The sequence below is a fragment of the Mycobacterium sp. H4Y genome, assembly GCF_000364405.1.
Classification (GTDB): Bacteria; Actinomycetota; Actinomycetes; order Mycobacteriales; family Mycobacteriaceae; genus Mycobacterium; species Mycobacterium intracellulare.
The window spans coordinates 347,545-369,880 of sequence record NZ_AKIG01000001.1; the positions used below are offsets into that span (position 1 = coordinate 347,545).

Genomic DNA, 22,336 nt, shown 5'->3' on the forward strand with positions numbered 1-22,336 from the left:
TGGCCTACGCGTATCCGGCGGACAGCGGGCGGGTCATCACGGTCGGGATCACGCCGTATCGGGGCCCGAGGTTCTTGCCCGAGGCGGCCGCGAGGCGGGGCAGCGAGCCCATCACGCTGGGCGGCACGTTGGCGCCCGCGAGGTTGATCGCGGGCAGCGCCGACACGGCGCTGTGGGCGGCGGGAATCACGCTGGTCCAGCTCGCCGGCACCGCCAACGGACCCAGCATGGCCGCCTTGCCGAGGCTGCCGAAGATGCCGGATCCGAGCGATCCGATCGATCCGAGCGCTCCGGCACCCGAACTGGCCGCACTCGCCGCTCCCGAGGCAGCGGCCATGACGCCGTCGCCGGCGGCTTTTGCCAAGCCCTGCGCGGTCTGGGCGATGCCGAGGATGGAGGACATGCCGTACAGGGGGGTCGCCGCCGCCGAGAATGCGCTGGGGATGGCGCCGGGGATGCCCGACGCGAGGCCCGTCATGATCGACGAATTGGCCGCGTCGCCCGCGCCGGCCCCAGCGCCGGTAATGGCATCCCCGGCGCCAGAACTGGTATCGGTGGCGACGTCGCTGAGGAGGGTGGTCCCGGTTTTCATCGGCGAGGACAGCTGGTGCAGCGAGTTGGGCACCTTGGACACCACATTCGCCAGGTTCGCCTGCTCCGTCTCCGAGGTGGCCTTCCCGACCGCGGCGGCCTGCTGGGCCACCCCACTCTCGTTGGTCACGTTCGGCGCCGGGGTGAACGGTGTCACCTCGCACGCGGCCGCCGAACCCGCGGCGTACGCATACATCGCCGCGGCGTCCTGCGCCCACATCTCGCCGTATTCGGCCTCGGTGGCCGCGATGGCCGCGGTGTTCTGCCCGAAGAAGTTGGTCGCGACAAGCGTCGCGAGCTGCGCCCGGTTGGCCGCGACCGCGGGCGGCGGGACGGTCATCGCGAAGGCGGCCTCGAAAACCTCCACGGCGAGCCTGGCTTGACCGGCCGTCTCCGCGGCTCGCGCTCCGGCGCCGGCCATCCACGCCATGTATGGCGCGTACGCCGACGCCATGGTCAGCGACGACGGGCCCAGCCAGCGCCCGGTGGTCAACCCGGCGATCACCGAGCGGTAGCAACTCGCCGCGGCGTGCAGTTCGGCGGCCAAAGCGTCCCAGGCCACCGCCGCGGTCATCAGCGAGAAGGGGCCGGGACCGGCGTACATCCGCGCGGAGTTGACCTCCGGGGGAAGCGCTCCGAAATCGATCACTTGACGGCCCTCCCGTCAGCGGATCGCGTCGCGGATCCGGCGAAAGCGCTCACGTCGCATGCTCTGAGACCAATAAAGCCGCCAAGTACATACCTCAAGTATGGAAATAGGCCCGTTCGAGGGCTATGGGTCATTGGTCCCTCGCTAAAGGCCGTAAGTCCCCGGTCGCGCACGCTGTTGGGGCCCAGGGCCGACGAGGGCGTGGGCGCGGCGTCCATGCCCCCTCCCACCACGCGGCCCGAATAAGGCGTGGTGAGAGGGGGCATGTGCGTTCTCCTTCGTGCGATACGGACGGTCGAGACGGTCCGCGGGTCAAATCAGACTGACGTACGCACAATAGCGTATAAAACATACTATAGGTTTGACAACACGCTGTGACATAAACCTCAAGTATTTACAGGAGCGTCAACCGGGACAGCCGTATGACTGCTAACCTCAGAAGTGGGCTAGAAATCTTGAGCGACGCGGGCGCGTGTTGGCTCCCAATCTGTGAAGAACCGAGGTGTGTGTGCCCTGCTTGAGCAAGGCGTCGGTCGACGCAAGGGCGGGCGATGCCGCCCGCGGCGTCAGCCTCGGTGCCACGGCTTGCCGCGCGATCCTGGCCTCGAAGAACTGATTTCTCGATTGCGATGACGACACATTCGACTGACGGACGCGCCGACGCGACCCGGCAACAGATTCTGCGGGCCGCGTCGCACCAGTTCGCCCGTAGGCCCTACCACGACGTCGGGCTCGACGACATTCTCGCCGAGGCCGAACTGACCAAGGGCGCAATGTATTTCCACTTCAAGTCGAAGCACGCGTTGGCGGTCGCCATCATCGAAAGCCAGGTCGAGGACGGCGCGGCCGGCGTGCGTGACCTGCTGACGCGCGGGCTCTCGGGCCTCGAGACGCTCATCGACTTCTCGTATCTGATCGCCGTCCGCGACATCAAGATGGACCTCGTCAGGTCGGGACTGAACCTGATGGAGTCGGTCGGCCTGCCCGACGGGATGCAGGAAAAGCTGTTCGACCGCTGGATCAGAAACCTGGGCAAAGTCGCCGAACAGGCCATGGCCGAGGGCGACATCCATGAACATTGCGACCCGCAGGACATCGGCCGCATGATGGTGTCCCTGCACATGGGACTGCGAAAGACCAGCAACCTGGACGACCCGGAACGGTTCCTGGGCGACTTGGAAAAGTGCTGGTCCTTGCTGCTCACCGGGATACTTCAACCGGACCGAATCGATTACTTCCGCCAATTCCTCAGGCGGCGTGCGACGCTCGCCATCAACACCAGTTCCACCGATGACGACGCGCAGTAAAAACGACGGCGAGCGATCTGCGGATCCGGCGAGACTGCGGAGGTGCAGCGGCGATGCCGCGCCAGGTTCGGTCTGAAGCCACTCGGCAAAAAATCCTCGACGCCGCGATCGAAGTGTTCGGCGAGGTCGGGTATGCGGCCGCCGGATGGAGCACGATCATCGAGCGGACGGGCATGACCAAAGGCGCCCTCTATCACCACTTTGATTCGAAAGAATCGTTGGCGTCGAACATCATCGAGGAAGGGTCCGACGCGATCCTCAGCGCGTACCGAAATGTCTGCAAGTCGTCGTCGCCGGGGCTGGAAAACATTGTGCACGGCTCATTCACGATCGTCGACGTGTTGGGCTCCGACAAAATGGCCCGGGCGGCCGCGCAATTGGCCACGGCGTTAAGCGGATTCAACGGGGCCGCCTCGCGCTTCTACGCCAACTTGGTGCTGGAGACGGCCCAGGAGGCGCGCCGCGCGGCCAAGGAAGGCGACCTTCGGAGCGACATCGACCCCGACGTGCTCAGCGCGTCGATCGTGGGCGCCATATCCGGGACGCGGTTGATCGCGACCGCGATATCCAGCCACGGCAGGATCGGGGACGTCACCGGTGACCCCTTCGCGCGGTTGCATCAGCTCTGGGAACTCTTGCTGCCCGGCGTTGTCGCGGACGCGTCGCTGCCCTATTTCCAGCAATTTCTGCGTCGCGAAGTGATGCGCCATACCGCCGCCGGCGCTTCGGACGACGACGCCGCCGGGGCAACCGAAGCCGATTAGCTTTAGGCGAGAGCCGTTGCGGGACATGTTTTCGCGTTCGCCGAAACGGCGTTTCCGTTATTGGGGTTGAAGCGCTTTCAACAATGCATACTGTTCCGGTGATGTTCCGGAAAGCTCTCGGCCGTGCAATTGCACTCGCCGGTGTCGTCGGTTTCCTGGTGATAAATGCTCCGGCGGCGTCGTGGGGTACACCCGCCGATCCGGTCACCGCCACGGACTCGACGACGACGCTGACGCTGGCGGACCTTGGGTCTTCCTCCACCCTGGAGTTCTGGGGCCTGACCAACAACGTGCCGCTGACTCTGCCGGTGCTGCACGGGCTGACCCCGACAGCTCTGAACGCGACCGTCGAACTGCCGATCAACCTGCGGTCGGGGTTGATCACCGTGACGCAAGGCGATCGCACCATCGCTCGGGTGAACCTACCGACCACCGATCAAGCGCCGATCGTCATTCCGCTCACCGGAGCGGAGGTCATCGACAACTTTCTGAGCGTGACGGTGCGTACGTACCTGGTGCCGCTGGACGGATTTTGCTTGTACCCGGAGAGCCCGCTTCGGCTCGCCAACGGAACGGTCACCTACACCGGGGCCGAGCTGCCGCCCACCACCGTGGCTCATTTCTTGCCGCCGGTGCTGCGAAAGCTGACCATCTATCTGCCGCAATCGCCGTCAACTGCCGAGTCCGACACGGCAATCCGACTGGCCACCTCCACGGCGTCGCATTACGGCAAACAGGCTCCCGAGATCGTCGTGGTCCCGCTACAGGAAGGACAGGCGGCTCCGCCGACGCCGCCGGCGCCGCTGGAACGCCAGGTCGTCGTCAAAGAGGGCCCGGATAACGGCCTTTCGCTGCAGGGCGCGACCGGTGTGCCGTGGCTTCTCGTCTCCGGGCCGCTGGGCCAAACGGACGAATCGAACACGGCCGTGCTGTTCAGCGACCTATCGGAGCTGGCGTTTTCCTCCAGGGCCGCGGTGGAATCGCTGAAGCCCAAGGTGCAACTACCCGCGGACGCCGCCACGCTCCGCGAACTGGGGCGCCCCTTCATCAACGCGACTTCCCTGCAGCCGCGGGTGTCGATCGGAGTGGACCAGACCCGATTTGGCAGGTCGATCCGCGGGGTGCGCGTGCATCTGCTGGGTTCCTATACGCCGACGCCGAACAACATCGCCGGCCGGATTGCGGTCACGATCGGTCCCGAGACCATCGATCACTGGCCCACCGATGGGCAGGGCAGCATCGACCGCTGGATCGACGTGCCGGATCGGCTGTTGCAGCGCTACACCAACATCGAATTGGTGCTCGACGTCGCGAGCAACGTCGGGCATTGCGGCGACTTTTACACCGCCGGGCCGGGCAACCAGTTATTGACGTTGAACATCAACGGCGACAGCACCATTCAGAGCAGTGGCGCCGCGCCGCCGACCCCGGACGGCCTTCAGTCGGTGCCGCAGACACTGATGCCCCGCGTGCAGGTGGGCATCGCGGAGCACTCGTTGATCGACACGGTGCGCGCGCTCGACATCCTGGTGGGTCTGCAGCGAATAAGCGCGTTACCGATCGACACCACCGTCACCGGCGTCAAGCAAGCGGTGGATTCCTCGAATCCCGCCTTGCTGATTTCCGCCGACGGCTGGAATCAGTCCGACGTGACGCTCCCCGTGGCCGCCGGGCCCAGCGGGCCGATCACCGTCAACGCGGTCGGGTCCGGCGACAAGCCCACCAAGCTCACGCTGGACCCGATGCTGCGATTCGCCTCTCTCCAAACGGTTTTCAACCGCGGGCGCACACTGCTGATCGCGACGTCCAACGGGGCGCCCGGACAGCTTGACGAGCTGATCCGGTGGCTCAAGGGCGACGACAACAAGCACTGGCAGCGACTCAAAGGCGTTGCGGTGGTGTCGGTACCCGGACAAGACCCGGTGACCGTCGATCATCCGCCATTGCCCGCCGGCGCGGCCGCCGCGGGATCCGGAAGCCATTCGGATCTCGACTGGCTATGGTGGTTCGGCGCGGGTTGGGTCGCCGTGGCCATCGTCGGGGCAGGGGTGATCCTGTGGCGCGTCAGGCGCGAATCATGGCGGCGCCGATAGCGTTTGACTCTGCCGCGCCGATAGCGATTGACTCCGCTTCGCGCCGCTGAGGGCACCCGCTAGCGCGCTTCCTCCCAGAGCTGCTCGGTGAGGTCCTGGAACGCGGCGAGGGCGAACTGGTCATCCACCCGTCGCACCGCGGACTTGCTCATCATGGCGCGCACGACCGAGCCGTCCTTGTGTGCCAGCTCGACGACCATGTTCGCGAGAGCATGGACGGTCGCCAGCAGCGATTCCGACGCCGGGGCCTGATGGAAGATCTGTTCGAAACGCAGCGACAGCGTTTCCTCCGGCTCGTAACCCATCATGTCGGCAAACGCGGTGTTGGCGAACAAGATACTGCCGTCGTCGCCGATGGCCAGCACCGGAACCGGGATCCGCTCCAGCACCACCAGTGCGGGCAGCTCCTTCAAGGTCGTCATCGGCGATTGGCTCTGTTGCCGGTTCTGGCGTCGTTCCACAGCCCGATTATGGGCTATAGCAGAGGATATGTTGGGGGCTTTCCCCGAAAGGGATTCGGCGGCGTGGTTGAAGTCGCTTGATCCGCAACCGAATTGTTCGGCTCTTTGAACGCTCACGTCGCCGGGGAGGCGGCGTCGCAGAACCCGCTGATCAGGATCTCGAGTCGGGCGCCGTGGTGGTTCGGACGTAACCGGCCGCTGCGGTCGAGGGTGACCAGCCCGTGCAGGGCCGCCCACAGCACCTCCGTCAGCGTGTCGGCGTCCCGGGTGCCCGCGACCATGTCCACCGCGGTGCGCAGCTCGGCGAAGGCCGCCGTCAGCTCGGCGGGCGTTTCCGCGGCGGCGAACGGCAGCGTTGTCGCGCGGGTGAACATCGCATCGAAGAGCGCGGGGTTGTCACGAGCGAACGCGACGAAGGCCTGGGCGACCCGCGCCAGGGCGTCCCGGCCGTCGGTGGCGCCGCGGCGCGCGGTGCGCAGCGCGTCCGCGAGTTCGCCGAAACCCTCGACCGCCACCGATGCGGTGATGTCCTCCATGCCCGAGAAGTGTTTGTAGAGCACCGGCTGGCTGTATTCGATCTCGGCGGACAGCCGCCGGGTGGTGACGGCGTCCCAACCCTCTTCCTCGGCCAGCTTGCGCGCGGTGGCGGTGATCAGCCGGCGCCGGGCGGCGCGTTCGCGTGCCCGGCGGTCTTCGATGGCCATCCACTAATGCTAGCGCCGATATGGAAGTTAGCGCCGCTATTGACACGATCCCCTCATAGGGTTAGCATCGCTAACACCTGCAGACGAGGAGTGCGCATCATGATCGCCACGCTGTTCGCGGTCATCGCGGTGCTGGGTACCGCGGTGGTCTACGGCACCGACGTGTTCTGCGCGGTGGTGCAGCGGCCCGCGCTGGCCCGCGTCGACGACCGAGCCATGCTCGCGGTGATGGGCAACATCCATCGCTATGGAGACCGCCGGATGCCGGTGCCCGGGGTCCTCGGCCTGGTGGCCGCGGCGCTCAGTGCGGTATTCGCCGCGGTGTCCGGCCACTGGACGCAAGCCGGTGCCGCCGGCGCCTCCGTCGGCATGCTGCTGGTTTGGCTGTTGCTCTACCTACGAGTGAGCGCGCCGATCAACCACCAACTCATCGCCGCGGTCGATCGGCCCGAGCTGTCGACGAATGTTCGAGCGCTGCAACGTAACTGGGACAAGCTGATCACAATCAGGGCCACCCTGCAGGGCCTGGCGGTCGCCGGATTGTGCCTGGCGCTAGTGATCTGAACTCCGAAGGGATATCGAGACAATGACGATGGGCAAGAACATCGGACGGCTGTTGATGCGCGCGGCACCAGTGTTGAACAAACCGGTCGCGGCCATGGCGGCCTCGCCGCGCTTCGGCGCCGGCCTCAGGCGCAGCATCACGCTCGTCACCTACACGGGTCGACGTTCCGGGCGCACGTTTTCGATTCCGGTGGCCTACCGCCGCCGCGGCGACGATATCGAGATCGCCGCCAACATGCCCGAAGCCAAGACGTGGTGGCGCAACTTTGTCGGCGACGGCGCCCCGATGTCGCTGACGCTCGACGGCGCCGAACGGGCCGGACATGCGATCGCACACCGGGACGCCAAGGGGCGCGTCACCGTTCGCGTTCGCCTCGCCTAGTCGTTCTGGTAGCGGGGGAACACGCCCGTCGGGGGCGGCAGCGCCGTGCCGGGAGTCAGCCGCGCGTCGAGGGCGGCAAACGTTCGCTGGTCTGGCGCCTGCCCCAGCAGATCCAGCAGCGTGCCGGCCGATTCGGGCATGACGGGCTGAACCAGCAGCGCCGCGATGCGAACCGCCTCGCAGGTGACGTACAAGACCGTGCGGAACCGCTGCTGATCGGCCTCCGACTCGCTCTTGCGCAAGACCCACGGCTGCTGCGCCGAAAAGTATCTGTTGGCCTCGCCGAGCATCAGCCAGATCGCTTCCAGCGCCAGGTGCATCGCCTGTGATTCGAAGCTGGCCCGCAGCCGCTCCAACAGGCCGTCGGCCGTCGCCAGCAGTTCGGTGTCGGCGGCGGTGAACTCACCGGGTTCGGGCAGCACGCCGCCCAGGTTCTTGGCGATCATCGACAGCGACCGCTGGGCCAGGTTGCCCAGTTCGTTGGCCAGGTCGGTGTTGATCCGGGTGATGATGGCCTCTTCGCTGAAGCTGCCGTCCTGGCCGAACGGGACCTCCCGCAACAGGAAATAACGCACCTGGTCCACGCCGAACTCCTCGATCAGGGCGACCGGGTCGACGACGTTGCCCACCGACTTGCTCATCTTCTCGCCGCGGTTGAGCAGGAAGCCGTGCGCGAAAACCCTTCGCGGCAACTCGATTCCGGCCGACATCAGAAACGCCGGCCAGTACACGGTGTGAAACCGGATGATGTCCTTGCCGATCATGTGCAGGTCGGCCGGCCAGTAGCGGCGGAACATCTCCGAGTCGGTGTCCGGGTAGCCCACCCCGGTCAGGTAGTTGGTCAGCGCGTCGACCCAGACGTACATCACGTGGTCGGGATGCTCGGGCACCTGCACGCCCCAGTCGAACGAGGTGCGCGAGATGGACAGGTCGCGCAAGCCGCCCGCCACGAAACTGACGACCTCGTTGCGGCGCACCTCGGGCGCGATGAAGTCCGGGTTCGCCTCGTAGTGGGCCAGCAGCTTGTCGGCATACGCCGAGAGCCGGAAGAAGTAGGTCTGTTCCTCGGTCCAGGTCACCGGGGCGCCGGTTTCCACCGCCACCCGGGTCCCGTCGTCGAGGAGTCTGGTTTCCGATTCGACGAAAAACCGTTCGTCGCGCACCGAGTACCAGCCCGAGTAGGTGTCCAGGTAGATGTCGCCGGCGGCGGCCATCCGGCGCCAGATCTCTTTGGACGCCTCGTGGTGGTCGGGGTCGGTGGTCCGAATGAAGCGGTCGAAGGAGATGTTCAACCGCTCCTGCAGGCGCTGGAACATATCCGAATTGCGGCGGGCCAGCTCGGCCGTGCCGATGCCCTCGGCGGCCGCCGTCTCCACCATCTTGAGGCCGTGCTCGTCGGTGCCGGTCAGAAACCGCACGTCGAACCCGTCAAGCCGCTTGAACCGGGCGATCGCGTCGGTCGCGACGTATTCGTACGCGTGCCCGATGTGCGGATCGCCGTTCGGATAGGTGATTGCGGTGGTGACGTAATACGGCCTCATCGCAGTTCACCCTATTGTGTGCGCGTGAGTTCCAAACGCCAGCCGCCCCCGGCTCCCGAGCCCTTGAGCCCGCTCGTGGATGCGCACACCCACCTCGACGCGTGCGGCGCCACCGACGCCGAGGGAGTGCGGGCCATCGTCGACCGCGCGGCGGCGGTCGGGGTCGGTGCGGTCGTCACCATCGCCGACGACCTGGAGTCGGCGGGCTGGGTCACCCGCGCCGCCGAATGGGACCGGCGGGTTTATGCCGCAGCGGCCTTGCACCCGACCCGCGCCGACGCGCTCACCGAGGCCGCCCGCGCCGAGATCGAGCGCCTGGTGGCCCACCCCCGGGTGGTGGCGGTCGGCGAGACCGGCATGGACATGTATTGGCCCGGGCGGCTGGACGGCTGTGCCGAGCCCGCCGTGCAGCGGGAGGCCTTCGCCTGGCACATCGATCTGGCGAAGCGGTGCGGCAAACCGCTGATGATCCACAATCGGGAGGCCGACGCCGAGGTGCTCGACGTGCTCGCCGCCGAGGGCGCCCCGGACGTCGTGATCTTCCACTGCTTTTCCTCGGACGCCGCCATGGCGCGGCGCTGCGTGGACGCCGGATGGCTGCTGAGTCTGTCGGGCACCGCCAGCTTCCGCAACGCGCGCGCCCTGCGCGAGGCCGTCCCGTTGATTCCGCCGGAGCAGCTGCTGGTGGAAACCGATGCCCCTTTTTTGACACCGCATCCTTACCGAGGGGCGGCCAATGAGCCGTATTGCCTTCCTTATACTGTTCGGGCGATCGCCGAACTGGTGGATCGTCGCCCCGAGGAGCTGGCTCACGTCACGACGAGTAACGCTCGACGGGTGTACGGATTGGCCGCCGATTGAGGCGACTGACCTGGCGATTCCGTTGACACGCCGTGTCGCAGCCGCGCCAGAGTTGCCCAACATTGGCCAGTTCGTTACCGTCTTGTGATCGAACGGTATGGGCCTGCGGGCCCTTAATTTATGACCTGCTGCTAAATGAGTGGTTGCTGAGGGTTGGGTAGCGCGCGTTGAGTGTATTGACAAAACTTCATCAGAATCCTTCGCCGATGTTGCGTCTCGTGGTCGGAGGGCTGCTGGTAGTCCTGGCATTCGCGGGCGGATATGCGATCTCGGTGTGCAAGACGGTGACGTTGACCGTCGACGGTGTCGCCATGCAGGTGAAGACCATGAAGTCGCGGGTCATCGACGTCGTCGAGGAGAACGGCTTCGTCATCGACGACCGTGACGATTTGTACCCCGCCGCCGATGTCGCGGTTCACGACGCCGGCAAGATCGTGCTCCGGCGCAGCCGCCCGTTGCAGATCTCGCTGGACGGCCATGACACCAAGCAGGTGTGGACCACGGCGTCCACCGTCGACGAGGCGCTGGCCCAGTTGGCGATGACCGACACCGCCCCCGCCGCGGCCAACCGCGGTAGCCGCGTCCCGCTGGCCGGGATGGCGCTGCCTGTCGTCAGCGCGAAGACGGTCCGCATCAACGACGGCGGCGCCGTGCGCACGGTACATCTGGCGGCCCCGAACGTCGCCGGTCTGCTCAGCGCCGCCGGCGCGCCGCTGCTCGAGAGCGACCAGGTGGTGCCCGCCGCGACGACGCCGATCGTCGACGGAATGGAAGTCCAGGTGACCCGCAACCGGATCCAGCAGGTCACCGAGCGGATCCCGTTGCCGCCCAACGCGCGCCGGATCGAAGATCCGGAAATGAACATGAGCCGCCAGGTGGTCGAGGACCCGGGCAGCCCCGGCACTCAGGACGTCACCTTCTCGGTGGCCACCGTCAACGGGGTCGAGACCGGCCGCCTGCCGATCGCCAACACGGTGATCACGCCCGCCCGCGAATCGGTGGTGCGAGTCGGCACCAAGCCCGGCACCGAGGTGCCGCCGATCAGCGACGGCTCCATCTGGGATGCGATCGCCGGTTGTGAGGCCGGCGGAAACTGGGCGATCAACACCGGCAACGGGTATTACGGCGGTGTGCAGTTCGACCAGGGCACGTGGGAGCGCAACGGCGGGTTGCGGTTCGCCGCCCGCGCCGACCTCGCCACCCGCGAGGAGCAGATCACCGTCGCCGAGGTGACCCGAGAGCGCCAGGGTTGGGGTGCGTGGCCAGTGTGCAGCGGAAGAGCTGGTGCGCGCTGACCATCCGGCTACTCGGGCGCACGGAGATCAGGCGGCTGGCCAAAGAACTTGAGTTTCGGCCACGGAAATCGCTCGGCCAGAATTTCGTCCACGACGCCAACACGGTGCGCCGAGTGGTATCGACCTCCGGGATCGGTCGGTCCGACCACGTCCTGGAAGTGGGCCCCGGCCTCGGTTCGTTGACGCTCGCACTGCTGGACCGGGGCGCCCCCGTCACCGCCGTCGAAATCGATCCGGTGCTGGCCGAACGATTGCCGGACACCGTCGCCGAACACTCGCACAGCGAAATCCAGCGCCTGAGCGTGCTCAACCGCGATGTCTTGACCCTTCGCCGTGACGAACTGGACGTCCAGCCGACCGCCGTGGTCGCGAACCTGCCCTACAACGTCGCGGTCCCGGCGCTGTTGCACCTGCTCGCCGAGTTCCCGTCCATTCGGGTCGTAACGGTCATGGTGCAGGCCGAGGTCGCCGAACGCCTTGCCGCCGAACCCGGCGGCAAGGAGTACGGCGTGCCCAGCGTGAAGGTTCGCTTCTTCGGCACGGTTCGCCGTTGCGGCACGGTCTCGCCGACCGTGTTCTGGCCGATTCCCCGCGTCTACTCCGGACTGGTTCGCATCGACCGGTACGCGACCTCGCCGTGGCCCACCGCCGACGCGGTCCGGCGTCAGGTGTTCGAGCTGGTGGACATCGCCTTCGCTCAGCGCCGCAAGACCTGTCGCAACGCGTTCCTGGACTGGGCCGGCTCGGGCAACGAGTCGGCGGATCGGTTGCTGGCCGCCAGCATCGATCCCGCGCGCCGCGGCGAGACGCTCTCCATCGACGACTTCGTGCGGTTGTTGCAGCGCTCCGCCGATCGCTCCCACAGCGCCGCCGCGACGAGCCCCCACACCACCTCGGCCGGCTGAACGCCGAAAGTCCGGGCGCCGCTACGTGGTCGGCCGGTCGCAGCGATAGTCTGCTGCGGTGTCCGCGTCTGACGGCAATACCGCTGCGGCTTGGGTGCCCACCGGGTCGGTCACCGTTCGGGTGCCCGGAAAAGTCAACCTCTACCTGGCGGTCGGTGACCGCCGCGAGGACGGCTATCACGAGCTGACGACGATATTCCAGGCCGTCTCGCTGCTCGACGAGGTGACCGTGCGCAATGCCGATGTGCTCTCACTCCAGATCGTCGGCGAGGGCGCCGACAAACTACCCACCGATGAACGCAACCTCGCCTGGCAGGCGGCGGAACTGATGGCCGAACACGTCGGCCGGGCACCGGACGTGTCGATCATGATCGACAAGTCGATACCGGTGGCCGGCGGCATGGCCGGCGGCAGCGCCGACGCGGCGGCGGTGCTGGTCGCCATGAACTCCCTGTGGGAACTCAACGTGCCCCGCCGCGACCTGCGCATGCTCGCCGCGCGGCTGGGCAGCGACGTGCCGTTCGCGCTGCACGGCGGCACCGCGTTGGGCACCGGGCGGGGTGAGGAGCTGGCGACGGTGTTGTCGCGCAACACCTTCCACTGGGTTTTGGCGTTCGCCGACAGCGAGCTGCTCACGCCGGCGGTCTTCACCGAACTGGACCGGCTCCGGGAGGCGGGGGATCCGCCGCGGCTGCCCGCGCCCGGGCCGGTGCTGGCCGCCCTGGCCGCCGGCGATGCCGAGCAGCTCGCCCCGCTGCTGGGCAACGAGATGCAGGCGGCCGCGGTGAGCCTGAATCCCGGTCTGCGGCGCACGTTGCGGGCCGGCGTGGACGCCGGCGCGCTGGCGGGCATCGTCTCCGGCTCGGGCCCGACGTGTGCCTTCTTGTGCCCCTCGGCCGCCGCGGCGGTCGATGTCGGCACCGAGGTGTCCGGAGCGGGGGTGTGCCGCACGGTGCGGGTCGCCAGCGGGCCGGTGGTCGGGGCGCGGGTGGTCCCCGCGCCCACCGAGGTGTGAATATTTTCCCATTTTGCGCATTGGTTTTGCGCTTCCCTAAGAGGAGCTTAAGATAATGCGCGGTGACGGGAAGCGTTGAGCAAGATCACTTAATTCCATCGTCCGCCGGGCGCGCCGGCGGGCGATTAATGCATACGGCCCGACAAGGTTTGTCGGGCCTGTTTCACGCTTGCCGGGCGACCGCCCGTCGCCCTGGTGCGGCGGGCGGGGGCGCATCACCGATCCGAGACCTAACCGCCGCCCAACCGTGTTTGCGTGCTTGCGGCGAAGTGTTACCCAGCGGGCGGAATATGAGATTTCGGGCGTTGGGACGAGGGCTGGAACCGAGGAGGTTTTTGTGAGCAGGTTTACCGAGAAGATGTACCGCAATGCCCGGTCCGTGACGACGGGCATGGTTACCGGTGAACCTCACGAACCGGTCCGCCACACCTGGGGCGAGGTCCACGAGCGCGCGCGTCGTATCGCGGGCGGCCTGGCCGCCGCGGGCATCGGGCCCGGCGACGCGGTCGGCGTGCTCGCCGGCTTCCCGGTGGAGATCGCGCCGACGGCTCAGGGCCTGTGGATGCGCGGCGCCAGCCTGACCATGCTGCACCAGCCCACACCGCGCACCGACCTGGCCGTGTGGGCTGAGGACACCATGAACGTCATCGGCATGATCGAGGCGAAGGCCGTCGTCGTGTCGGAGCCGTTCCTGGTGGCCATCCCGGTGCTCGAGGAGAAGGGCATCAAGGTCGTCACGGTGGCCGACCTGCTCACCGCGGAGCCGATCGACCCCGTCGAGGTCGGCGAGGACGCGCTGGCGCTGATGCAGCTGACGTCCGGCTCGACCGGTTCCCCCAAGGCGGTGCAGATCACCCACCGCAACATCTACTCCAACGCCGAGGCGATGTTCATCGGCGCCCAGTACGACGTCGACAAGGACGTCATGGTGAGCTGGCTGCCCTGCTTCCACGACATGGGCATGGTCGGCTTCCTCACCATCCCGATGTACTTCGGCGCCGAGCTGGTCAAGGTCACCCCGATGGACTTCCTGCGCGACACGCTGCTGTGGGCCAAGCTCATCGACAAGTACAAGGGCACCATGACCGCGGCGCCCAACTTCGCCTACGCGCTGCTGGCCAAGCGGCTGCGCCGGCAGGCCAAGCCCGGCGATTTCGACCTGTCGACGCTGCGCTTCGCGCTGTCCGGCGCCGAGCCCGTCGAACCCGCCGACGTCGAGGACCTGCTCGATGCCGGCAAGCCGTTCGGCCTGAATGCGTCGGCGATCCTGCCGGCCTACGGCATGGCCGAAACCACGCTGGCCGTGTCGTTCTCGGAGTGCAACGCCGGTCTGGTCGTCGACGAGGTCGACGCCGACCTGCTGGCCGCCCTGCGTCGTGCCGTGCCCGCCACCAAGGGCAACACCCGCAGGCTGGCCACGCTCGGCCCGCTGCTGCAGGATCTCGAGGCGCGCATCATCGACGAGAACGGCGATGTGATGCCGCCCCGCGGGGTCGGCGTGATCGAGCTGCGCGGCGAGTCGCTGACGCCCGGCTACCTGACCATGGGCGGCTTCATCTCGGCCCAGGACGAGAACGGCTGGTATGACACCGGCGACCTCGGCTACCTGACCGAAGAGGGCCACGTGGTGGTGTGCGGCCGCGTCAAGGACGTCATCATCATGGCCGGCCGCAACATCTATCCGACCGACATCGAGCGCGCCGCCTGCCGCGTCGAGGGGGTGCGGCCCGGCTGCGCCGTCGCGGTGCGCCTGGACGCCGGCCACTCCCGCGAGACGTTCGCCGTGGCCGTGGAGTCCAACGCTTTTCAGGACCAGGCCGAGGTGCGTCGCATCGAGCACCAGGTCGCCCGCGAGGTGGTGGCGGAGGTCGACGTGCGGCCGCGCAACGTGGTGGTGCTCGGTCCCGGGACCATTCCGAAGACGCCGTCGGGCAAGTTGCGCCGATCCAACTCGGTCACCCTGGTCACCTAGGGTTTTGCCCTTACCAGGCGTGGACGCGGTTCTGCGCGGGCTCTAACCCCAGTTCGATCAGCAATTCGGTTGCGTCCGCGGCCTGTTCGCAGATCGTGGGGACTTCGGTGCGCTCGGCGGCATTGAAGTTTTCCAGCACGAACGCCGCCGGGTCTTTGCGTCCCGGCGGACGGCCGATGCCGATGCGGACCCGTTGAAAGTCTTTGCTGCCCAGGGCGTTAGCCAACGAACGCAGCCCGTTGTGGCCGCCTTCGCCGCCGCCGATCTTGAGCCGGATGCGGCCAAAGTCCAAGTCGAGATCGTCGTGGATGACGATGATGTCGCCCGGCGTCACCGAGTAGAACTTCGCCAGCGGGCCGACCTGGCGGCCGGATTCGTTCATGTAGCAGCGCGGCTTGGCCACGACCACCGAGTGCCCGACGAGGCGGCCGCTGACGATTTCGGCGCCGGAACGCTTGTGCGCCTTGAACTTCGAACCCATCCGCGCCGCGAGCAGGTCGGCAACCATGAACCCGACATTGTGTCGGGTGCGGGCGTAGTTGTCTCCGGGATTGCCCAGGCCGACGACCAGCAACGGCTCGGCCATGTTGCGATCCGCCTACTCGGACTCGGCTTCGGAGGCCTCTTCTTCGCCGGCCTCTTCGGCTTCGCCCTCGGCCGGCGCGGCCTCCTCGGTGACCTCGCCCGCGCCCTCTTCGGCCAGCTCCTCGGCCGTCGGCGCGTTAACCACGTTGACCACAAGCATTTCCGGGTCGGAGATCAGGTTGACACCCTTGGGCAGGGAGATCTGTCCGGCGGTGAACTGGGTGCCGGGCTCGGTGTCCTCGACCGACACCGTCAGCTGCTCGGGGATCGACATGGCGTCGGCCTCGACCTCGATGGTGCTGGTTTCCTGGGTCACCAGCGTGCCGGGCGCGGCGTCGCCCTCGATGACGACGCGGACCTCGACGACGACCTTCTCGCCGCGCCGCACGACCAACAGGTCGGCGTGCTGAATGGTGCGGCGGATGGGGTGAATGTCGAGCGACTTGGTCAGCGCCAGCTGCTCCTTGCCCTCGATGTCGAGGGTCAGCACCGCGTTCGTGCCGGCGTGCCGCAACACGGCCGCAAAGTCATGGCCGGGCAGTTCTAGGTGCTGAGGGTCGGCGCCGTGGCCGTAGAGGACGGCCGGGATCTTGCCGTCGCGGCGTGCTCGCCGGGACGCACCCTTGCCGGTCTCGGCGCGCACCGTGACCTTGAGCTGGTTGAGGGTTTTGGCAGCCATCGTGTCGCTCCTGTGTGTGCTCTGTGGTTCGGGGCACGGCCAGGGTCACGACAGATCGTCGGTCTCCGTCGATAACGGTGCTGGCCAGCCAGCCACCCTCGCCGTGACGCCCGGTCAGGTTAGCGCATGTGCACCTCAGAGGGGAAATTCGGCGCGGGCGTGGTCTCGGCGCCCGGCGCGGAGCGCGTGGTCGGGCCGCGGACGCCACGCTTGTCACTTCTGTCACTCCCGTCGCTCTTCCGGGAGATGTTGCAAGTGCCCACCTCCGAGCGACAAAGGGGCGCCGCGCGGAAGGCGAGGCGAGGTGCGGCGGGCGCCCGCGGTTGTCGCTCGGAGGTGGGCAAAAGGCCCACCCCCTCGGCCAGGACACCTGGGGCCAGCGTGGCCCATGTGACTGCAGGGGGGGACTTCAGAGGGGGAACTGCGTCTTCGTGAGCTGCTCGGACAGCGCCCACAGTTCGGCGGCGGTGGCCGCGTCCTTGGCCCGCCGGCTACGCCCCACCGGTTGGGTGCGGCCCAGATAGCCGAATCGCGGGCCGACGAAGGTGTCACCGGGCAAATCCTGTGACGCCGCGTACAGCGTTTGCCGCGCGCCAAAATCGGCGTCGGTGGCGACCACCCGGGTCGCGGCCGACATCAGCGCGTCACCCAACTTGCGGCCGGAGGCGCCCTGCAGGTTGGTGTGCGAGTAGCCGGGATGGACCGCGATCGCGCGCAGCGGGGATCCGGCCGCGGCCAGGCGTCGCTGCAACTCACTGGTGAACAGCAGGTTGGCGAGCTTGGACTGGCTGTAGGCCAGCCACGGCGAGTACCGGCGCGCCTGCCAGTTCAGGTCGTCGAGCCTGATGCGTCCCGGCCAGTGCGCCATCGACGACACGGTCACCACCCGGTCGCTCAGCTTGGGCAGCAGCAGGTTCGTGAGCGCGAAATGGCCCAGGTGGTTGGTGCCGATCTGGCTCTCGAAGCCGTCGACGGTCAAGGAGAACGGGGCCGCCATGATGCCGGCGTTGTTGATCAGCACGTCGGCCGTGCCCACCCCGTCGGCGAACCGGCGCACCGACGACAGGTCCTGCAGGTCGAGTTCACGCACCTCGACCCGGCCGGCCATGGTCCGGGCGGCGGTCTCGCCCTTGCGGATGTCGCGCACGGCCATGACGATCGTGGCCCCGCGGCGCGCCAGTTCGCGTGCGGTCACGGCGCCCAACCCGCTGTTGGCGCCGGTGATGATGACGGTTCGTTCGGCGAACGACGGAAGGTCTGCGGCGGTCCAGTTCGTCATGGCTGAACAGTACCGACATCGGAGGCCAGCGGCAGGGTCGTCGGTCCGGTGATGCCGCTGATGGCTTTCCACGGTGCGGGTCCGGTGCGGCGGGGGGTGGGCATGCGTCGGGTGATCACCCGCAGCGCCTCGGTCAATTCGAGGCGCGCGAGGTGGGCGCCGAGGCAAAAGTGCACGCCGCCACCGAAGGTGAGCATCGCCGGCGGGTCTTCACGCGTGATGTCGACGCGGTCGGGCCGGTCGTACACGCTCGCGTCGCGATTGGCCGCGGCGGTATTGGCGAGCACCAGGGTGCCGGCGGGAATGCACACCCCGGCCAGCTCGACGCCTTCGACGGTTTCCCGGATGGTGCCGAAAACGATTGGGTAGTAACGCATCAGCTCGTGAACCGCGTTGGCGGCCAGCTCGGGGTGCTGGGCGAGCAGCGCCCACTGGTCGGGCTGGTCGGCCAACACCTGCACCGCCGCGGCGAGCTGGTTGCGGGTGGTGTCGGTACCGGCGCCGAGCAGCGTCGCGCACAGCATGAGCAGTTCGTCGTGGGTGAGCCGGTCTCCATCATCTTCGGTCCGGATGAGCTCCGAGATCAGGTCGTCGGACAGCGACGCGCGCCGCCGCGCGATCAACTCCTCGAGGTAGGCGTCGAGTTGATCCCATGCGGCCAGGATCGCCGGACCGTCTTCGGCGACGTTCCAATCGAAGATCTTCTTGATGTCATCGGTCCAGTCGCTGAACAGGTGCCAATCCTCCGGCGGCGCACCCAGCAACGCGCAGATGACCGGCGTCGGGTAGCGGCGAGCGATGTCGGCGACGACGTCGCAGTGCCCCGCGTTGGTGAGCGGGTCGACCAGGCCGTCGATGATCTCGATGACGAGGGCGCGCAGCCGCTCCGCGCCCCGCGGTGCGAAGGCCTTCGACACCAGGCGGCGCAGCCGGTGATGCGCGGCGCCGTCGAGTCCGAGGATGTTGCTGATGGCCCTGTCCCACAGCGGGCCGGAGGTAACGCCTTGCAGGCCGAGCCCGAGGCCGTGCGCGGTGACGAATCGGCTGTCACGCAACACCGTCCGGACCAGCTCGTAACTCAACACCTCCGGTCCGTGGGGGCCGACCGCGATCGGGGAGAGCTCGCGGGCGTCGTCGATGACGCGGTGCGCCGCGTCGGGGTCGGTGAGGTGGTCGTAGGCGATGACGGGAAGGCCGGCGTCGAAAACGTTCGGGCATCCGCTGATGAGAGTGGTCATGGCAGTCGACTATCCGGCGCCGCGCGGCCGAGACCATCCGCCCTGGCGCGTAGATCTACGGCCCGAGGGTCGTAGATCCGCGCGCCGCGCGAAGGCGATCTGCGCGTATTGGCCGATGTTTTGCCTAGTCGGCGGAGGCGATGCTGACTAACATGAGCCAACATGCGGAAATACCGTCGCTAACCTGGGACGATTTGGGCGTGGTCGAGTTGCTGCCGACCGGAACGGTGACGTTGCTGCTGGCCGATGTCGAGGGCTCGACGCGGCTGTGGGAAACGCGGCCCGAGGAGATGACGGCCGCGCTGGTCCAGCTGAACAAGACGGTGAACGAGGCGATCGCCTCGCACGACGGGGTGCGCCCGCTCGAACAGGGTGAGGGCGACAGCTTTGTGGCCGCCTTCGCGCGGGCGTCCGACGCGGTGGCCTGTGCGGTGGAGTTGCAGCGGGCCCCGCTGGCCCCGATCCGGCTGCGCATCGGAATCCACACCGGCGAGATCCAGCTGCGCGACGACGCCAACTACGCCGGCCCGACGATCAATCGCACCGCGCGGCTACGCGACTTGGCGCATGGTGGTCAGACGGTGTTGTCGGGGGTGACCGAATCGCTGGTCGTCGACCGCCTTCCCGAGGACGTCTGGCTGGCCGATCTGGGCAGCCATCCCTTGCGAGACCTCCCGCGTCCCGAACGGGTCGTGCAGGTGTGTCATCCCGATCTGCGCAACGAGTTCCCGCCGCTGCGCGTCCGCACAGCTGTTGTGGCGCAGAACCTTCCCGCCCAGTTGACGAGCTTTGTCGGCCGCCAAGCGCAACTGGGCGAGTTGCGGGACATCGTCACCGCCAACCGGCTGGTGACGCTGACCGGAGCCGGCGGCGCGGGAAAGACCAGGCTGGCCGTCGAAAGCGGCGCACGAGTGGCCGCGGACTTCTCCGATGGGGTCTGGTACGTCGACCTCGCGCCGATCACCATCCCCGAAGTGGCGCCGGTGACCGTGGCCCGCACGCTCGGACTGCCCGATCAACCGGGCCGCTCCACCATGGATCTGCTCGTTCGGTTCTTCGGCGACAAGAAGGTATTGCTGTTGCTCGACAATTGTGAGCACCTGCTTGACGCGTGCGGCGCGATGGTCGTCGAATTGCTGGCGGCCTGCCCACGATTGACGATCCTGGCCACCAGCCGCGAGCCGCTGGGCTTGCCCGGGGAGTTGAGCTGGCGGGTTCCGTCGTTGTCCCTTGCCGACGAGGCCATCGAATTGTTCATCGACCGGGCGCGGCGTGCTCGCCCCGAATTCGTTGTGACAGAGGAAAACCGGGCACTGCTCGAGCAGATCTGCGAGCGTCTGGACGGCATGCCATTGGCGATCGAGCTCGCCGCCGCGCGGGTTCGGGCGCTGTCGTTGCATCAGATCGTGGACAGCCTGCATGACCGGTTCCGGTTGCTCACCGGGGGTGCGCGCACCGCGGTGCGCCGCCAGCAGACGCTGCGAGCCTCGGTGGATTGGTCGCACGCGCTACTGACGGAACCGGAGCAGGTGCTGTTTCGGCGGCTGGCCGCGTTCGCCGGCGGTTTCGACCTGGATGCTGCCCAAGCCGTCGGCGCCGACAGCGATGTCGAAAGCTACCAGCTGCTGGATCAATTGAGCTTGCTGGTCGACAAATCTCTCGTCGTCGCCGACGACACCGCCGACGGGATGCGCTACCGCTTGCTGGAGACGGTGCGCCAGTACGCCCAGGAAAAGCTTGGTGAGTCCGGTGAGGCCGACGAGGTTCGCACGCGCCACCGCGACTACTACACGGCCAGGGCCATTGACTTAGAGTCACATGGGTTGAGCGGCCTTGAGGCGCTGTTGAATTGGGCGCAAAGCGAAATCGACAACCTGCGAGCCGCCTACAGCTGGAGCCTGGAGAAATCCGAGCCGGAGATTGCGCTGGAGCTGGTGTCCGCGGTACAGCAGGTCTGGATCCGCTGCGGGCGGTTCCGGGAAGGACTGGCGGGGTTCGACGCGCTATTGACCGACGAAACGCGATCGCACGTCACGCCCGCGGCCTGGGTGCGCGGGGTCGCCTATCACGGTGTGCTGTGCGCGTGGGCGGGGGCCCGCGGGGATGTGGACCGTTCCCGCGAGGCGTTGGCGATCGCTCGTGAGCTCGACGTCCCGGCGTTGCTCGCCCTGGCCCTGGTGGGGCGGGGCGCGTTGGCACTCTACGAGGTCGACAAACTCGAATCCTACGTTGACGAGGCCATCGACCTGGTTCGTGCGATCGATGATCGGTGGAGTCTGTGTCAGACTCTTGCCTATCTGGCGGTGACGAATTGCTATGCAGGTGAACCTATTCCGATGCGGGCGGCGGCGGAAGAAGGACGTGACCTTGCTGACGCGCTCGGCGATCGGTTCTTCTCCCGGAACTGTCGGACGTGGTTGGGCCTGGCGCTGTGCATGCAGGGCAATCTCACCGAGGCGCAAGAGGTCCTGCATGCGTTGGCCGAGGAAGCAGAGGCTGCCCGCGATCTCCCGATGACGGTCTTCGGTCAAGTGGGCTATGGACAGGTGCTCGCCTTCCAGGGGCGGGCGGCCACCCTGCTAACGTCTGCGCAATCCGCACTCAATGCCGCCGAGGCCATGGGTGGACTCTACGGAGACACCATGTATGCGATGTTTGCGTATGCGGCCCTGATTACCGGCGATGCCGCGGGCGCACGGCAGGCCGCCGAAGAGGCGTGGCGGCATACGGTTCCGGCGCGCGAGCTCTACGCGAGGTGTTTCAATCCGATGGCTGAGGCCGCGCTGGCATGCGGTGACGTCGCCGCCGCCCGCCGTTGGGTCGATGACACCGTCGCGGTGGTCCCGGGTTGGCACCAAATGGGTGCGCGAACGGTGCGGGCGCACATCGCGTTAGCCCAGGGCGATCTCGACCAGGCCGAGCGCGACGCACACGAAGCCCTCGTGATCGCCGCCCGCACCCAGGGATATCTGCGGGTGGCCGACGCGTTGGAATGCCTCGTCCGATTGGCGGCCGACGTCGGCACCCATTCATACGGGGCCCGCCTGCTCGGCGCGTCCGCCGCGATCCGCGAGCGCATGGGTCATGCCCGCTTTGCGTTGTATCAGGAGGGCTACGACTCGGCGGTAGCGGCCATACGAGAAGGATTGGGGCAGAATGTCTTTGACGCCGCATGGGACGAGGGCGCCGCACTGTCCACCAAAGAGGCGATCGCCTACGCGCAACGCGGGCATGGCGAACGCAAACGCCCGAGTAGCGGCTGGGAATCGCTGACGCCCATGGAAAACGATGTTGTACGCCTGGTCCGTGAAGGACTGGGCAACAAGGACATCGGCGCGCGGCTTTTCATCTCGCCGCGCACCGTTCAGACGCACCTCACCCACGTCTACTCGAAGCTCGGCCTGACATCCCGGGTCCAGTTGGTGCAGGAAGCGGGCCGTCGCTCCTGAAT

The 22,336-nt window shown here is 67.3% G+C and carries 19 protein-coding genes; 11 read left to right on the forward strand and 8 right to left on the reverse strand.

The window, feature by feature from the left end; genetic code table 11:
- Positions 1–4: 4 nt before the first annotated feature.
- Complete coding sequence (locus W7U_RS01685) at positions 5–1,240, reverse strand: PPE family protein (protein WP_008254171.1); 1,236 nt, start codon at positions 1,238–1,240, stop codon at positions 5–7.
- 629 nt (positions 1,241–1,869) lie between these two features.
- On the opposite strand from W7U_RS01685, the gene W7U_RS01690 reads away from it, so the two are divergent.
- The 3 genes from W7U_RS01690 to W7U_RS01700 all read left to right on the forward strand — a co-directional run bounded on the left by W7U_RS01690 (position 1,870) and on the right by W7U_RS01700 (position 5,404).
- The gene (locus W7U_RS01690; protein ID WP_008254172.1) at positions 1,870–2,547 is read left to right on the forward strand and encodes a TetR/AcrR family transcriptional regulator; all 678 of its coding nucleotides are present in this window, start codon (positions 1,870–1,872) and stop codon (positions 2,545–2,547) included.
- 53 nt (positions 2,548–2,600) lie between these two features.
- Positions 2,601–3,311, forward strand: coding sequence for a TetR/AcrR family transcriptional regulator (locus W7U_RS01695; RefSeq protein ID WP_008254173.1), 711 nt, complete (start codon positions 2,601–2,603; stop codon positions 3,309–3,311).
- 83 nt (positions 3,312–3,394) lie between these two features.
- A complete protein-coding gene (locus tag W7U_RS01700) occupies positions 3,395–5,404 on the forward strand; it encodes a hypothetical protein (protein ID WP_036428558.1) in 2,010 nt (669 codons plus the stop codon).
- Positions 5,405–5,463: 59 nt separating this feature from the next.
- On the opposite strand, the gene W7U_RS01705 is transcribed toward W7U_RS01700, so the two are convergent.
- Both W7U_RS01705 and W7U_RS01710 read right to left on the reverse strand, forming a co-directional pair.
- Positions 5,464–5,826: a PAS domain-containing protein gene (locus tag W7U_RS01705; RefSeq protein WP_008254177.1), complete on the reverse strand. Its 363-nt coding sequence runs from the start codon at positions 5,824–5,826 to the stop codon at positions 5,464–5,466.
- Between the two features lie 152 nt (positions 5,827–5,978).
- On the reverse strand, positions 5,979–6,569 hold the full coding sequence (locus W7U_RS01710; protein WP_008254179.1) for a TetR/AcrR family transcriptional regulator: 591 nt from the start codon (positions 6,567–6,569) through the stop codon (positions 5,979–5,981).
- A gap of 90 nt (positions 6,570–6,659) precedes the next feature.
- On the opposite strand from W7U_RS01710, the gene W7U_RS01715 reads away from it, so the two are divergent.
- Together W7U_RS01715 and W7U_RS01720 are read left to right on the forward strand one after the other, a co-directional pair.
- Positions 6,660–7,133, forward strand: a complete 474-nt coding sequence (locus W7U_RS01715) for a DUF1772 domain-containing protein (RefSeq protein WP_008254182.1) — start codon at positions 6,660–6,662, stop codon at positions 7,131–7,133.
- A gap of 22 nt (positions 7,134–7,155) precedes the next feature.
- Complete coding sequence (locus tag W7U_RS01720; RefSeq protein WP_036428561.1) at positions 7,156–7,515, forward strand: nitroreductase/quinone reductase family protein; 360 nt, start codon at positions 7,156–7,158, stop codon at positions 7,513–7,515.
- Here W7U_RS01720 and metG read toward each other — a convergent pair.
- The gene (gene metG, locus W7U_RS01725; RefSeq protein ID WP_008254187.1) at positions 7,512–9,056 is read right to left on the reverse strand and encodes a methionine--tRNA ligase; all 1,545 of its coding nucleotides are present in this window, start codon (positions 9,054–9,056) and stop codon (positions 7,512–7,514) included. The two genes, W7U_RS01720 and metG, sit on opposite strands and share 4 nt — an antisense overlap.
- A gap of 18 nt (positions 9,057–9,074) precedes the next feature.
- Between metG and W7U_RS01730 the strand changes: the two genes are divergently transcribed.
- The 5 genes from W7U_RS01730 (at position 9,075) to W7U_RS01750 (ending at position 15,104) form a co-directional block, all read left to right on the forward strand.
- Positions 9,075–9,917, forward strand: coding sequence for a TatD family hydrolase (locus W7U_RS01730; RefSeq protein WP_080587983.1), 843 nt, complete (start codon positions 9,075–9,077; stop codon positions 9,915–9,917).
- A 167-nt stretch (positions 9,918–10,084) separates the two neighbouring features.
- A complete protein-coding gene (locus tag W7U_RS01735; RefSeq protein ID WP_008254190.1) occupies positions 10,085–11,212 on the forward strand; it encodes a resuscitation-promoting factor in 1,128 nt (375 codons plus the stop codon).
- The gene (gene rsmA / locus W7U_RS01740) at positions 11,176–12,117 is read left to right on the forward strand and encodes a 16S rRNA (adenine(1518)-N(6)/adenine(1519)-N(6))-dimethyltransferase RsmA (RefSeq protein WP_036428565.1); all 942 of its coding nucleotides are present in this window, start codon (positions 11,176–11,178) and stop codon (positions 12,115–12,117) included. Before W7U_RS01735 ends, rsmA begins: the two co-directional genes overlap by 37 nt.
- Positions 12,118–12,175: 58 nt before the next feature.
- Positions 12,176–13,132, forward strand: coding sequence for a 4-(cytidine 5'-diphospho)-2-C-methyl-D-erythritol kinase (locus tag W7U_RS01745; protein ID WP_044059200.1), 957 nt, complete (start codon positions 12,176–12,178; stop codon positions 13,130–13,132).
- Positions 13,133–13,469: 337 nt separating this feature from the next.
- The gene (locus W7U_RS01750; RefSeq protein ID WP_008254197.1) at positions 13,470–15,104 is read left to right on the forward strand and encodes a fatty acyl-AMP ligase; all 1,635 of its coding nucleotides are present in this window, start codon (positions 13,470–13,472) and stop codon (positions 15,102–15,104) included.
- A 10-nt stretch (positions 15,105–15,114) separates the two neighbouring features.
- On the opposite strand, the gene pth is transcribed toward W7U_RS01750, so the two are convergent.
- From pth to W7U_RS01770, 4 genes are all read right to left on the reverse strand, one after another.
- Complete coding sequence (pth, locus tag W7U_RS01755) at positions 15,115–15,690, reverse strand: aminoacyl-tRNA hydrolase (RefSeq protein ID WP_008254198.1); 576 nt, start codon at positions 15,688–15,690, stop codon at positions 15,115–15,117.
- Between the two features lie 12 nt (positions 15,691–15,702).
- Positions 15,703–16,368 (reverse strand): 50S ribosomal protein L25/general stress protein Ctc, encoded by a 666-nt coding sequence (locus W7U_RS01760; protein WP_008254200.1) that lies wholly within the window; start codon positions 16,366–16,368, stop codon positions 15,703–15,705.
- Positions 16,369–16,777: 409 nt separating this feature from the next.
- Complete coding sequence (locus W7U_RS01765) at positions 16,778–17,647, reverse strand: oxidoreductase (RefSeq protein ID WP_008254202.1); 870 nt, start codon at positions 17,645–17,647, stop codon at positions 16,778–16,780.
- Positions 17,644–18,885: a cytochrome P450 gene (locus tag W7U_RS01770; protein WP_008254204.1), complete on the reverse strand. Its 1,242-nt coding sequence runs from the start codon at positions 18,883–18,885 to the stop codon at positions 17,644–17,646. Before W7U_RS01770 ends, W7U_RS01765 begins: the two co-directional genes overlap by 4 nt.
- A 152-nt stretch (positions 18,886–19,037) precedes the next feature.
- Here W7U_RS01770 and W7U_RS01775 point away from each other — a divergent pair, with 152 nt between their 5' ends.
- Positions 19,038–22,334 (forward strand): LuxR C-terminal-related transcriptional regulator, encoded by a 3,297-nt coding sequence (locus W7U_RS01775; protein WP_081490149.1) that lies wholly within the window; start codon positions 19,038–19,040, stop codon positions 22,332–22,334.
- Positions 22,335–22,336 lie beyond the last annotated feature (2 nt).